At 65.5% G+C, this 12,727-nt stretch carries 14 protein-coding genes; 8 read left to right on the top strand and 6 right to left on the bottom strand.

What is annotated here, in order from left to right:
* Nucleotides 1–294: 294 nt before the first annotated feature.
* The 4 genes from OHT21_RS27285 to OHT21_RS27300 all read left to right on the top strand — a co-directional run bounded on the left by OHT21_RS27285 (nucleotide 295) and on the right by OHT21_RS27300 (nucleotide 2,496).
* Complete coding sequence (locus OHT21_RS27285) at nucleotides 295–837, top strand: hypothetical protein (protein ID WP_328770953.1); 543 nt, start codon at nucleotides 295–297, stop codon at nucleotides 835–837.
* Nucleotides 834–1,283 carry a hypothetical protein gene (locus OHT21_RS27290; RefSeq protein ID WP_328770954.1) on the top strand — a complete coding sequence of 150 codons (450 nt, stop codon included), beginning with the start codon at nucleotides 834–836 and terminating at the stop codon, nucleotides 1,281–1,283. The genes OHT21_RS27285 and OHT21_RS27290 overlap by 4 nt, the downstream gene beginning before the upstream one ends.
* A gap of 248 nt (nucleotides 1,284–1,531) precedes the next feature.
* Complete coding sequence (locus OHT21_RS27295) at nucleotides 1,532–1,906, top strand: hypothetical protein (protein WP_328770955.1); 375 nt, start codon at nucleotides 1,532–1,534, stop codon at nucleotides 1,904–1,906.
* Nucleotides 1,903–2,496, top strand: coding sequence for a hypothetical protein (locus OHT21_RS27300; RefSeq protein WP_328770956.1), 594 nt, complete (start codon nucleotides 1,903–1,905; stop codon nucleotides 2,494–2,496). The genes OHT21_RS27295 and OHT21_RS27300 overlap by 4 nt, the downstream gene beginning before the upstream one ends.
* A gap of 279 nt (nucleotides 2,497–2,775) precedes the next feature.
* Here OHT21_RS27300 and OHT21_RS27305 read toward each other — a convergent pair whose 3' ends face one another.
* The 5 genes from OHT21_RS27305 to OHT21_RS27325 all read right to left on the bottom strand — a co-directional run bounded on the left by OHT21_RS27305 (nucleotide 2,776) and on the right by OHT21_RS27325 (nucleotide 5,756).
* Complete coding sequence (locus OHT21_RS27305) at nucleotides 2,776–3,000, bottom strand: hypothetical protein (protein WP_328770957.1); 225 nt, start codon at nucleotides 2,998–3,000, stop codon at nucleotides 2,776–2,778.
* Between the two features lie 89 nt (nucleotides 3,001–3,089).
* The gene (locus OHT21_RS27310; protein WP_328770958.1) at nucleotides 3,090–4,124 is read right to left on the bottom strand and encodes a hypothetical protein; all 1,035 of its coding nucleotides are present in this window, start codon (nucleotides 4,122–4,124) and stop codon (nucleotides 3,090–3,092) included.
* A complete protein-coding gene (locus OHT21_RS27315) occupies nucleotides 4,121–4,777 on the bottom strand; it encodes a hypothetical protein (RefSeq protein ID WP_328770959.1) in 657 nt (218 codons plus the stop codon). Before OHT21_RS27315 ends, OHT21_RS27310 begins: the two co-directional genes overlap by 4 nt.
* Nucleotides 4,778–5,097: 320 nt before the next feature.
* Nucleotides 5,098–5,463, bottom strand: coding sequence for a hypothetical protein (locus tag OHT21_RS27320; protein ID WP_328770960.1), 366 nt, complete (start codon nucleotides 5,461–5,463; stop codon nucleotides 5,098–5,100).
* Nucleotides 5,460–5,756 (bottom strand): hypothetical protein, encoded by a 297-nt coding sequence (locus OHT21_RS27325; protein ID WP_328770961.1) that lies wholly within the window; start codon nucleotides 5,754–5,756, stop codon nucleotides 5,460–5,462. The genes OHT21_RS27320 and OHT21_RS27325 overlap by 4 nt, the downstream gene beginning before the upstream one ends.
* 164 nt (nucleotides 5,757–5,920) lie before the next feature.
* Here OHT21_RS27325 and OHT21_RS27330 point away from each other — a divergent pair, with 164 nt between their 5' ends.
* Nucleotides 5,921–6,208, top strand: a complete 288-nt coding sequence (locus OHT21_RS27330; protein WP_328770963.1) for a GntR family transcriptional regulator — start codon at nucleotides 5,921–5,923, stop codon at nucleotides 6,206–6,208.
* Between the two features lie 69 nt (nucleotides 6,209–6,277).
* Here the strand turns inward: OHT21_RS27330 and OHT21_RS27335 are convergent, their stop codons facing one another.
* Entirely contained in the window at nucleotides 6,278–6,583 is a 306-nt protein-coding gene (locus OHT21_RS27335; RefSeq protein WP_328770964.1) for a hypothetical protein, read from the bottom strand.
* A gap of 86 nt (nucleotides 6,584–6,669) precedes the next feature.
* Here OHT21_RS27335 and OHT21_RS27340 point away from each other — a divergent pair, with 86 nt between their 5' ends.
* The 3 genes from OHT21_RS27340 (at nucleotide 6,670) to OHT21_RS27350 (ending at nucleotide 12,701) form a co-directional block, all read left to right on the top strand.
* Nucleotides 6,670–7,317, top strand: a complete 648-nt coding sequence (locus OHT21_RS27340) for a hypothetical protein (protein WP_328770965.1) — start codon at nucleotides 6,670–6,672, stop codon at nucleotides 7,315–7,317.
* Nucleotides 7,318–7,447: 130 nt separating this feature from the next.
* On the top strand, nucleotides 7,448–12,058 hold the full coding sequence (locus OHT21_RS27345; protein ID WP_443050438.1) for an RHS repeat-associated core domain-containing protein: 4,611 nt from the start codon (nucleotides 7,448–7,450) through the stop codon (nucleotides 12,056–12,058).
* A gap of 13 nt (nucleotides 12,059–12,071) precedes the next feature.
* Complete coding sequence (locus OHT21_RS27350; RefSeq protein ID WP_328770967.1) at nucleotides 12,072–12,701, top strand: hypothetical protein; 630 nt, start codon at nucleotides 12,072–12,074, stop codon at nucleotides 12,699–12,701.
* The last annotated feature ends 26 nt before the right edge of the window (nucleotides 12,702–12,727 follow it).

A 12,727-nucleotide genomic window follows, 5' to 3' on the forward strand; every position in this document is an offset into this window, starting at 1 on the left:
AAGCGTCACCTGACGCGTGCGTCGAAGCTCTCGGTGAAAACCATGAACTGCATACGGTCCTTGGCGATGAGCGGTTCCGGCTCGGTGTCGGATCGCTGGGTTCGTGATCGCCCTGGTGGCCGCTGGAGCCGTTCTCGTGTGGAGGCTTGGAAACTTGAGCGGCTCGTGCGCGGGTTGGTACCGGTACTGCTGCACTGGCCGGGTGGTCGTGGGCCGTCGGAGGTGTCTCGGACTGTTGACCCTTTTCGGCGGCCCTGGGGGCAAGCTGCTCGCGCCCGGCTTCTACGCGGTGCGGTGTCCGGCCTGAAGGCCGGGCAGGCCGCAACGCGATTGGCTGCGGGGCAGGGCGCCAAGAAGGCCGCCACCAGTGCCGCGAAGAACGGCATGAACAAGGTGTATGGGCAAGCGGGCCGTACCCTCCCCAACAAGGGCGCGTCCAAGGCGCAGAAGCGCGCGGCCCGGGAAGCCATCGAGCAGGCGGACGCGCTGGCCGCAAAGGCGGGTGAGGGCGCCGAGAAGCTGGCCACGAAGGCCCCATTGCCCAAGGTCAGCAAGGCGGACATCCTCAAGGCAGGCGGAGACAAGGACGCGGCCGCGGCTTACAAGGACATCGTGAAGACGCGGGCCGCCTACGTGGAGCACAGCGGTGTTCACGCGGCCAGTCAGGGTGCCGAGAGCTATCTGCGCCACAGCCAGCAGGTTTTCATGGCCGGGCAGGGTACCGACCTGGGCGGAAAGGCCCTCGGCGCCAGCGACACCGTGACCGACAAGCCATATCTCGAGCCGTTCCAGGACTACAAAAACGAGTACACAGCCGAAGTTGGATCCACCTGGTGACCCGCCGCGAGCCGGGCGAGCGCTATTTCGAGGGCCTCGAGCGGAGCAGGCGGGAGAAGGCGCGGGCGCCGAAGGCAGCGGAGCGTGCCTATTCCAAGGACGTCGCTTATGTGCGCGTGATCTCGATGGTGCCGCCGCTCCTGTTCTGCGCGGCCATGGTCGTAGGCGCGGCATCGGACGACGTTGCGATGATCGTCCTGCGGTATGTGCTGGGACCGGCCGGCGTCGTGGCCACGGCCTTCATGGTCGGGCTGATCTTGAAGTACGAGCGTTCGCCCCAGCGGGACTTCGGCATTCCGGTGGTGGTCTTCGGCGGCGCCCTCTTGAACTGCCTGGCCGGGTTCGCGACGGACTCGCTCGCCTACGTACTGATCCCGCTGGTGGCGCCCCTTACTCAGTGGGCGCTATCGAGGCTCCGCACCCGGCGGAAGGGAAACCGTGACTGACCGCGCCACCACAGCTCCCCACGGCTATCAGCTGATCCTGCCGCCGGAGTGGGTCCGCATACCGATGCGATCCGGGACCGACAAGGCGATACGGGCAATCGTCGACGAAGCCTTCGCCACGCTGCCCGCTGACGCGCCGCGCGACAGAATCGGCCCGTACCGGCGTGAGTTGGAACGGCGCCTGAAGGACGCCGTCAAGGAAGCCCCGGCGAGCCGAGGCGCTGGATCTGTACCTGCCGCTGGAGCGAATGCACGGCATCGCCGTTCCCGCGTCGATCGTGGTGTCGGAGATGCAGTTCCCGGACGAGGTCGCGGTCGATCCCTCGGCCGTGGCGCGCCGCCTCCTTGAGGCGCCCGGGCGGGATGGTGAGACGAGCTTCGTCGAGGTCGACGAAGTGCGCGGTGTCCGTACGGAACGGACGGTCGCCGCCGATGCCCCGGGCGGCGGAGAACTGGGATCGCGCCGTGTCGACTACATAGTTCCGGTCCCGGGTGACTGCGGGCGCTGGGTCGGCGTCGTCTTCTCCACCCTCGGAGCGGGCGACCCCGAGGACGAACTCGCCGACCTCTTTGTGGAATTGTTCGACGCGATGATGACCACTTTCCGTTGGAGCCGCGCATGAGCTGGCCCTTTGTGGACTATGACACCGACCTGTGGATGAGAATCCCGGACTCGTGGGAGGGCACCCCGTGGAAGGGGCCCAAGGAGTGGGGCCGCTACATGTCCGAGGCATGGTGGGGCGACAGCGAGTTCGAGCCGAGCCGCAAGGACCTCAAAGGCCTGGCCACCACTCTGCAGGCCTGCGCGGAGCGATTCCCAGGAAGCCACCCTGGCTTCGACGTTTACCTTCATCTGCCGGACCCGCGGCTCATGCCGCTGCCCGTGTACGTCGCCTCGGTCGAGGCAGACGGAGACCGTGAGGAGACTCTGCGGGAACTGGTCACCACGGACGACCCGGACCTTGTGGAGAGGCCAATCGTGGAGGACTTCACCACCGAGGCGCTGGGCACCGGCTTGCGTTCCTTGCGCTATGCGCAGACGGAGGAGGACCGCACGATCATCGCCTGTGTGCGGTACGCCTGGCGGAGCGAGGAGGCCGGCTGCGATGTTCTGGTCATCGCCGCGGCCCCGGACCCGCGCCGGGTCCTTGGCGCCATGGACGACATCGACGCATTCGTCGGGCGGATCAGCGTGACGGCCGGCCCGGGCTGAAGTCGCTACTGGCGTCGTGCCGCCCTCTACGAGGCGAAGGCGCCTCGTTGGACGAGACCGGTGTACGTCCCTGACGCTCCAACTCGGGTGTGTGCAGCAAACGGTGGCGCGCTGCTGGTCCTGGCGTTGTGTTTGCGGGATTACCGCAGGGCAGCAGCTGATGGCTCTGCCGTGTACGCGCAAGTGGTCAAGGCGCCCGGTCCGCGTCGGGACTGAGGGCCATTGGCTGAAGTGCGACGGGACTCGACGGGTCCATCGGTGCAGCTGAGGCATGCGGGCTCAGTCGTGCGGAACTTCCTCGACTACGGTCTCCCCGAAGCGCCACGAGCCCCGGTTGCCCGCCGCCTCCGCACGCAGCGCCATCTCCCAGGCGATCAGAGAGGCCCGGTGCTGCGATACGTCCGGGTACTCCTCGGGGCGCACCGTGATGTAGTCGCGACGGTCGGCGGGGAACGCATCCGCCGAGGCCGCAACATCATGATGCCGTTGGGGAGTCCGAGGCATTCGGCTCTGTGACCGATCTGTTGGATCATGGAGAAGGCCGGTCGCGGCCGGTGCCCAGCTGGCTCAACCGACCGCGGAGGCGTGCCCGCTCAGCGGTTCACGGACTGGATCTCCTGGACGATGACGGCCTGTTCGTTGCCGAACTCGCCGTTGGGGAGGTCCCCGCCTGCGCCGCCGGTGCCGACCCAGTCGACTTCCCACGTGATGGTCGCCTGGAGCTTGAAGGTGCCGTCGCCGGAGGAGCGGAGGTACTTGAGGCCGCAGGGCGGGGTTTGGTCTGCCTTGCCCTTGGCGTACGGCTCACCGATCGAGCCGTCGTCGTTGATCGCGCACTCGCCGGAAGCGGGGTAGGTCTCGGCGTCCTCGGTGCCCGGCTCCAGCCTGAGGGAGACCGGCTTGGCAGTGGTGGTCGCCTGGATGTTGAGTCCGCCGACGTTGAGCTGGGCGGTGACGTCGACCTCCTTGAACGTGGCCTTGTCCAGCCAGGCCCACGTCGGCAGGTTCACCTTGGTGTTCTCCTCGGGCGCGAGCGTGACCTCGGTCTCGGGGAGTTCGAGACGGTTGTAGGCGAGCTCGGCGAGGATCTCCGGGGTAACGGCGTTCGGGACGCCTGGATCGTCGCCGTTCTCGACCCAGAACGGCTGCTCGTCACATGCCTGGGCTTCCGGCTCCATCCAGCGGTCCTCGTCACGAACTGCGACCCACCAGTTGCCCTCGTCCGCCTTGTCCTTGTTGTAGTTCTTGTACTCGCCGTCCTTGTACTTGTCCCGGAACTGGCCGACAGACGTCTTGGCGTAGCTGTCCTGGCCGGGGGCGTTGACCGTCTCGTTGTAGCCGTCCTCGACGGACTTCCCGAACTGGTCCGGCGTACGGGGCTCGTACCAGCAGGCGGGCGGGGTCCAGTCGCCGACGGGCTGCACGTTGCCGGCTTTGCCGCTGCCGCCTCCGGTGTGGCCGGAGTACGTAACGAGGGACTCGATGGCGCCGCCGCTCTGTCGACCGCTGGTCCGAGCATTGCCTCCCTGCGCGCTGCCGCCGCCCTTGTCCGCGAATGCGTTGCCGGGAGTCAGTGCCAACGTGGTGGCAACCACCCCCGTAACGAGCCACCACTTCCGCGCTGTCACGGAGCGCACTTCGCGTTCCCCCTCTCCGAGAGCAGACTCGTGGTCTGCCAGATGCCCCGCTCGTTCTTCTGCACGCGCGCGTTGTAGGTGACATACGAGTTCTTCGTCACGGTCGTCTCGTCGGCCTTGTTGGTCTTACGGTCCTTGTCGTAGGCCTTGCTCTCGTCGGAGCAGTACGCGAGGGCCGCCGTGTCCTTGTCGAAGACCTCGAGCTCGGGATTGAAGTAGCGAGTCTTTCCGGTGATCGACTTGCCGTCGGTTTTGTAGCCCTGGACCCACTGAACGGCGTCGACCAGGGCTTCATCGGCGTAATAGAACTTCAGCGCCGCGGACTCCGGATCGCCGGCCGTGATGGCCGCGTCCGTGGCGTTGATGCGTTCGCTGACGTCGGTGAGTACCGCGTCCTTCGTGGAGTCGCCCGTCTTCCAGCTCTCGAAGACGTTCGTGACGTCTTTGGGGAGGACGACCTCGGGCCGCTCGGCGGAATCCGACGCACTCGCACTCGGCGAAGGCGACTCCTCGGAACCCCCTTGATCGGCCCCTGCGATCTGGTCGTTGTCGCTGGACTTGTCGTCCCCGCTGCCGCAGGCCGTCAGCAGCAGGGCTGCGGTTGCGGCGAGCGCGGCAGCAACGGGCAAAGGGCGGCGCTTCACTGTGGACTCCCCGTGTGACAAAGGTTCGGTCAAGGGCAACGACGGTATCTGCGGGGCGAGTGGTTTCGCCACAGCGAACTTCCTTGCATGACTGGGCAGATGGGAGGAAAACGGGGTAAGTCGAAGGTGCTTGTGGCCCGATCGTGTCTGGGCATGCGACGGCCCCGAACGCTGGCAGGCGGCGTTCGGGGCCGGTGTGGGTGTTATGTGCCGGGATTCAGGCGTTGCTTGCGCGACGAGGGTTCCGTAGCGGCGTGAGGCGGCCGTTCAGATCTGGAACTCCTCGAAGGGGAACGCGGGTTGGATCCGGATCTCGGTCTTCAGCAGGTCGCCAGGGTCGCGTTGTGTTCTCCCGTTCGGCAGCGCGGGCATTCGCATGGCGGGTATGCCGACGTGCTCGCTACGGGCTCGGTGCGGCCACCGGCCAGAACCTCGACCTTGCCGCGCTCCTCAGTCACGGCGCCTTGGGCGTTGACCTTGTAGACGCGGAGGGTGAGGCGGGAGCGCTGGCGAGGAGTCTCCGGGGGGTCCAGCGGGTCGGTCATGGGTGGGTAGTGGTCGGCGCACTCGGTGCACGCGTACACGTTGAAGCCGGGGCCCGTTGCTGCGTGTACCTCGTGGACCAGGACCGGGGTGTTGGTGGTGCGGTGGCAGCGGGCGCACATCCGCACGGCGGGGCGCGTCATCGGGTGGCCGCCGGTACGCGGATGCCGTGGATGTGGGTGGGGCCGACGTCGATGCCGAGGGTGGCGAGGTAGAGGGCGCGGCGGCGTTCGCGTTGGCGGCGGTGTTCGGCAGCGTCCAGCACGTAAGGGCGTACGAGACGGGATGTGCTGCCGCCGAGAAGGTTGGCGAACCGCGGCGGCGGGGCCGGTGCGTACCGCAGCGGCGGCACCGAGCCGAGGCGGTGGCGGCCTCGGGGGCGTGGGGTGCAGATGCTCAGCATCCAGGCGAGCAGTCGAAGAGTAAGGTCCAGCATGCTGGCGCTCCTATTCAGCGTCGGCCATGCCCCGGGACGGCTTGCCTCCGTCGCCGGGGTCTCGTTCAGTAACCAGCACGATACAGGGTGCACATGAGTGGTGTATAGCGGTTAGCCGCACTCCAAGGAGCCATGTAGTTACGTGCTGTCGTACGTTGTTCGATATGACAGGAGAGTCAGGGCAGTCGCCGATCGACCCGACGAAGATTGCCTACGTCTACATGCAGATGGCGGACCACATCGCGGCCCGCATCGCGTCGGGGGAGCTGCGACCTGGTGCGCGGCTGCCGGGCGAGCGCGACCTTGCCGCCGAGTACGGGGTGGCGCACCTGACCGCTCGCCGCGCCACCCGCGAACTCCGCGACCGCGGCCTCGTCGTCACGCTCCCCGCGAAGGGCACCTTCGTCGCGTATCCGGACGCGGGCGAGCCCGCCGACGACAGCGAGGAGTAACGGCGTCGCCCGCCCCGGCGTTCCTCCGTCACGCTGCTTCGACGTGGACGTCGCCCGTATTCAGCACGCCTACGTCTCTTCACCGTAGAAGAGGTTGAGAGCGGCTTCGACGTCGCGTCGCTCCTGCTCTGTCAACTCCTCTGTGGTGAGGCCTGGTTCGGGAGGAAGGGCTGCCGCTTCTGCCTCCGCCTCGGCGATGAGGGCATCGAGCCCGGCGAACTGTTCCTCGATGGCTTCGGTCTCGGCCATCTGCCGTGTCGCCGCGTGCACGACGTACGCGGAGACGTCCATGCCTGCCCGCTCCGCGTGCCGCCTGATGCGCTCGACCTGCTCCTGCTCAAGGCTGATGGCGATCCTGGTTTTGGTCCTGGCCATGAGAAGAGTGTGCCGCCGCGGCCAGGAGTACGCGCCCTCGTACGCTTGACGCACACCAGCTCGCACCGGAACCGGGGGAGAACGGCATGGCCCGCTACATGGAGGCGCTCACGATCGAGCGCGGTGGTTTTCGGATCAAGGTGCCGGAGTCCTGGTGGGAGTTCGATGTGCGGCCCGAGTCGCGGGACGACTCCATACGCAGGATGGTGAGCGAACGGGTACGGGAACGCCCGGAGTTGGCCAAGTACCGGGACACGTACACCGCCTTCCTGCAGAAGTCCGCGGCCGACGCCTGGAAGTCGGGCGCGCTGTACTGCGGTTGCATGGCGGAGAGCTTCGGCGGGGACACGCCGATCACCGGGTCGATCACCGTCTCGCTCGTCGGCGGGCGTACGCAGGCCGGTGAGCCGCTCTCCACCGACCCGCAATTCATGGCCGGCCAACTCGCCGTGCGCGAGGCCAAGAAGGAGGGCGACGCGTGGCGGAAGGTCACGACCGTCGACATCCCGGGCGTCGGGCCGGCGGCGCGTACGTACGGCATCGAGGACATCCCGGTCCCCGGCGACAGCCTCAACCGCACCAGTCGTGCCGTACTCATGCAAACGTTCATCCCCGTGCCCGGCCAGGAGGGCAAGGTCGCCCTCATCGCCGGAAGCAGCCAAGTCCTCGACCTCGCGGACTCCTTCTTCGACATCTTCGACGCGATCACGTCTACGTTCCGTTTCGCGGAGTAGGACCGGTGCCAGTGCCGGGGCCTCGCCTGCCCCCGCGTCCCCTTGCGGCCTTCACATCGAACGCTCGTACCCGCTAACTTCACTTGTGCGTATGCGTGGTTGACGGGGTTGGTGTGACGGGGGTTGTGGCGTGGCGGGCTTTCGGCCGACGGACTGGCATGTGCTGGACCTGGACAAGGACCCGACGCCGGGGGATCCGGACCGGGTCAAGTCGCTGGCCCGGCAGCTGCATGAGTTCGCCGATGACGTGCAGGACGCGCTGCGTCTGGTGAAGGGGATGGCAGATGAGGATGCCGTCCTGTCGATGGTGGGCAAGACCGCGGATGTCTTCCGCGATGAGTTCTCCGGTGTTCCGAAGAACCTGAAGAAGTTGAAGAAGTCCTACGACTTGGCGGGCGATGCGCTGGCTGCGTATTGGCCGAAGTTAGAGCGTGCGCAGGCGCTGGCGGACAAGGCGCTGGTCAAGGGGCGGGAGGCGCAGGCGGATCTGGCCTCGGCCAAGTCCCGTCTGTCGACGGCGGATTCGTGGGTGACGCGGGCGACCAAGGAGGCGGACAAGTACAAGGACGATCCCGGTTCGGCGGGCAAGGACGTCCCGAAGCCGGACGAGTCCAAGGTGCGTGCCGCGACGCGGGATGCGACGAACGCCAAGTCGGCGCAGACTGCGGCCCAGTCGGATGTCAGCGCCGCGCAGAGCGCGTTGGATGCGGCGAAGAAGATGGCCGCGGACGCCCGGCAGATGCGCGAGGAGGCGGCGCGGGAGGCGAAGAACAAGCTGGAGGAGGCTTCTGAGGCGGGGATCCAGAACCGGGCCTGGTACGAGGAGGTCGGCGACTGGGTCTCCGACAACTGGGACACCATCGTCGAAGTCTGCAAGGTCGTTGTCGCGGTGTTGGGCATCATTGCGATGATCATCGGCGGGCCGATCCTGGGTGCGATCGTGCTCGTCGCCGCGCTGGTCGTGCTGGCCGACACGCTCAACAGGTACGCCAAGGGACAAGCCTCACTATGGGATGTGGCGTTCGCGGCGCTGGACTGCATACCTGGGATGAAGGGCCTGACCACCCTTGGCGGCCTGGCCAAGGGGCTGAAGTCCGCTGGCGCCATGGGCCTCAAGGGCATGGCCAAGAGCTTGGGCGGCCTGACGAAGAACGCCAAGACGGCCATCGCTGACGGGGCCAAGGGCGCCTACAACCGGCTCAAGACCAAGATCAAGGGCTGTGGCGACCCTGTTGATCCAGCCACGGGGTGGATGTTTCTGGATGGGACCGACATCACGCTGCCAGGCGCTCTCCCGCTGACCTTCACACGGCGGGCCGCTTCCGGTTACCGCTGCGGTTGGTGGTTCGGCCCCACCTGGGCCTCCACCATCGACCAGCGCCTCGAAGTCGAAGAGGACGGCATCGTCTTCGTCACCGAGGACGGAATGCTGCTCGCCTATCCACACCCCGAAGCACCGGGCCTCCGGGTCTTGCCCGAGGTTGGCCCCCGCTGGCCCTTGTTCCGCCTGGGCGACGGCAGTTACCGCGTCGACGACCCGCTCACCGGCCACGCCCGTCATTTCGCCCGGCCCACCGACGGACTGGCCCCGCTCACCCGCTTCGCCGACCGCAACGGCAACACAATCGACTTCGACTACGACGAGCACGGTGTCCCTCTCGCCATTCGCCACTCAGGCGGCTACCACCTCAAACTCACCACCTACGAGGGCCGAGTCACCACGCTGAGCATGACCGGAGCGGCTGATGACGGCTCGGACGCCGTCATCAAGCAGTACGGCTACACCGATGGCAACCTCGTCTCGGTCACCAACTCCTCTGGTTTGCCACTGGAGTTCACCTATGACGAGCGGCTTCGCATCACGTCCTGGACGGACACCAATCGCCGTCGTTACGACTACACCTACGATGCCCAGGACCGCTGCATTGCGCAGGGCGGTGAAGCCGGGCACATGGTCAACACCTTTGCTTACGAAGTCGTCGATCCTGCTTGGCCCGGATGCCACGTCACGGAGATCACCACAGCAGAGGAAGCCACATCCCGCTTCGTCATCAACGACAACTGTCAGGTTGTCGCCGAAATCGACCCCCTGGGAGGTGTGGTCCGCACCGCCTACGACGCTCATCACCACCTGATCTCTTTGACGGATCAGCTAGGGCACACCACCAGCGCCGTGAACAACGAGCTGGGACAGCCCACAGAGGTGACCCGGCCGGACGGCACGGTCGTCCGCTTCACCTACGGAGACTTCAACCTCACCACGGCGATCAACCTTCCGGACGGAACGATCTGGAGATACGCCTACGACGAACGCGGTAACTGCACTGCGGCAATCGCCCCGGATGGAGGGATCTCCCGCAGCACGTACACCCCGGAGGGACATGCCATCGCCGTCAGTGATGCCCTGGGGCATACCACCGCCGTGGTGTGCAATCCCGCGGGCCTGCCCCTGAAGGTCACCGACCCAATGGGTGCCGAGACGACCTGGCAACGCGACACGTACGGCCGACCCGTCGCCGTGACCGATCCTCTGGGACACACCACCCGCTTCACCTGGTCGCCCGAAGGCCGACTCATCGGCCGCACCACACCTGACGGAGCGACGGAGGCGTGGAGCTACGACGGCGAAGGCAACTGCACCAGCTATACAGATCAGTTGGGGCAGGTCTCCCACTTCGAGTACACCCACTTCGACCTGCTCGCGGCCCGCAGCGGCCCTGGTGGAGCCCGTTCCGAGTTCCAATACGACGCGTCTTTGAGGCTTATTGGCGTCACCAACCCGGAGGGGATGACGTGGAATTACGAATACGACGCTGCTGGACGCCTGACAGCTGAAACGGACTTCGACGACCGTACGCTCACCTACGCGCACGACGCAGCTGGCCGAGTTGCCTCCCGCACCAACGCAGTCGGTCAAACCGTCACATTCGAACACGACGCGTTCGGCCAGATCATCCGCAAGAACGTCGCCGGAGCGGTCACGAGTTACGCCTACAACCTGCACGGTCGACTGACCAGAGCCACAACCGACTCGGATTCCGAAATCCTTCTGCGATACGACCGCGTGGGCCGTCCCGTCTCGGAGACGATCAACGGTCGCACCGTCACATATGGCTACGACGCCGCTGGCCGACGCCTGCAGCGCACCACTCCAAGCGGCACAACCAGCATCTGGACCTACGACCCCGCCGGTCACCGCATCCGACTCGACGCCTCTGGCCATGAGATCGACTTCGACCGTGATCTTATGGGCCGGGAAGTAGCTCGGAACATAGGGACGAACGTCACGCTGGCCCAGGCCTTCGATGAACTGGGGCGCCTCACGACCCAGTCAGTAACCGCCGCCGACGGCAACCCCATCCAGCACCGCGCCTACACATACCGAACTGACGGCAACCTCACTCGGCTCACTGATCCGCAGTCGGGCACTCGCCACTTCGATCTCGACGAGACAGGCCGAGTCACGGCCGTCCATGCCAAGAACTGGACAGAGACCTACGCCTACGACGCCGTGGGCAACCAAACCCAGGCGACATGGCCTCAGCATCACCCCGGCCACGAGGCGACAGGGTCGCGCACCTACAGCGGCACTCGGATCACCCGCGCCGGCCAGGTCCGCTACGAGCACGACGAACTCGGCCGCATCACCCTGCGCCAGAAAACCCGCCTGTCCCGCAAGCCGGACACCTGGCGCTACACCTGGGACGCCGAAGATCGACTCACGTCAACCGTCACCCCCGACGGCACCCTGTGGCGCTACACCTATGACCCGCTCGGCCGCCGTACGGCCAAGCTCCGCATGGCCGCTGACGGCGAAACGGTCGTTGAGCGAATCGACTTCACGTGGGATGGCACCACCCTCTGTGAACAGACCACTAAGAGCGTGGAGTTGGCGAACCCAGTCACCCTTACCTGGGACCATCAGGGGCTGCGCCCTGTTGCTCAGACCGAGCGCATCACGGCGGCTGAAGCACCGCAGGACGAGATCGATTCCCGCTTCTTCGCGATCGTCACCGACCTCGTAGGCACTCCGACCGAACTCGTTGACGAGTCAGGAGACATCGCCTGGAATACCCGAACTTCCTTGTGGGGGACCACCAGCTGGGCGTCGGGCAGCACCGCTTACACCCCGCTCCGATTCCCCGGGCAGTACTTCGACCCCGAGACCGGCCTCCATTACAACTTCTTCCGCCATTACGACCCAGAGACCGCCCGCTTCGTCACGTCTGACCCCCTTGGTCTTGCACCTGGCCCCAACCCCTTTGCCTACGTCGGGAACCCGTTCGTATGGATCGATCCCCTAGGCCTAAGCCCCTGCAGCCCAGGAACGCGGGACGATGCACTCCTCGCCCTGAATCGTGCGGAAGAGCTGCAATCTCTCAGAAACGATTACTGGATGGCCGATGTCAGGGGGACCACAGCGGTCATCGGGGTATTCAATTCCGAAACGAGGCAGTTCACCAGGCGAATCGGAATTAATGGTGACGGTCCCATGCCCTCCGGCTGGCAGTTGCGAGACGGTGAAGAATTTGTTCAAGCTCCGGGACACGCCGAGGACGGTATAATCAACGCTCTGGGGCCCAACGAGCATGCCGTTTACGGTGCGGCTTCGCGGAACTTCTGCAACGACATATGCTTGCCGCAAATCGATGTGCGAGGCATAGAAGTCGGTGGAGAGGGGATTCGCGGTCATATGTCACAGAATTCACCCTATACGTTGTTCTGGACCAGAGGAGATTAAGTTGGCTCGCAATATGGAAGCCTACTCCGCTCTGCGCGAGCTTCCTGCTGACTTCCTGACGGGATTCTGCCTGGCTTGCGCGGAGCGTGGGAGTGGGGTGTTCACCACTTTGGCCGATCCAGCGGATGCAGAGTGGTTCTCATACGTTCTTGACGCTGCTTGGAAGGCGCCGGTCGGCGAGGTTGGCGAGGATGAACTCATCGAGATCATCGAGGACTTCGAGAGCAGAGCAGAATCATTTGATGGTGATGACCCGGGTAGCAAAGGTTTTTCCATCCTGCAGTCCGGCATGCTTGCAGTCAATGCCATCGCGGTCTACATGAATCCGAGTCCGGCTCGGGCTGAGATGTCCGGGCAGACACTCGAAACGATCCTCGGAAGTATCGACTTCAAACTTGGCGGTAGTCAAACCAAAGTGACCCGGGCCGGCGAGGAAGAGGAAATCGGTCGGCTTCAGCGACTGGAGCAGGACGCACAGAATTCATTCGTCGCATCAGCCCGCACCTTGGTTGGCGATCAGGCGGGCGGCGCTCTTGACGGGGATTTTCTCGAAAATCTTCGAAATTCTTGCGTGCCCATCCGCGACGAGATCAGGGCGGCCACTGTGTCCGTCGCTGAGCTGGCTGGCTGGGTTCAGGGGTGACGGTTCGATATCGGCAGTGTGCGAGG

It is taken from the genome of Streptomyces sp. NBC_00286, from assembly GCF_036173125.1.
Taxonomy (GTDB): domain Bacteria; phylum Actinomycetota; class Actinomycetes; order Streptomycetales; family Streptomycetaceae; genus Streptomyces.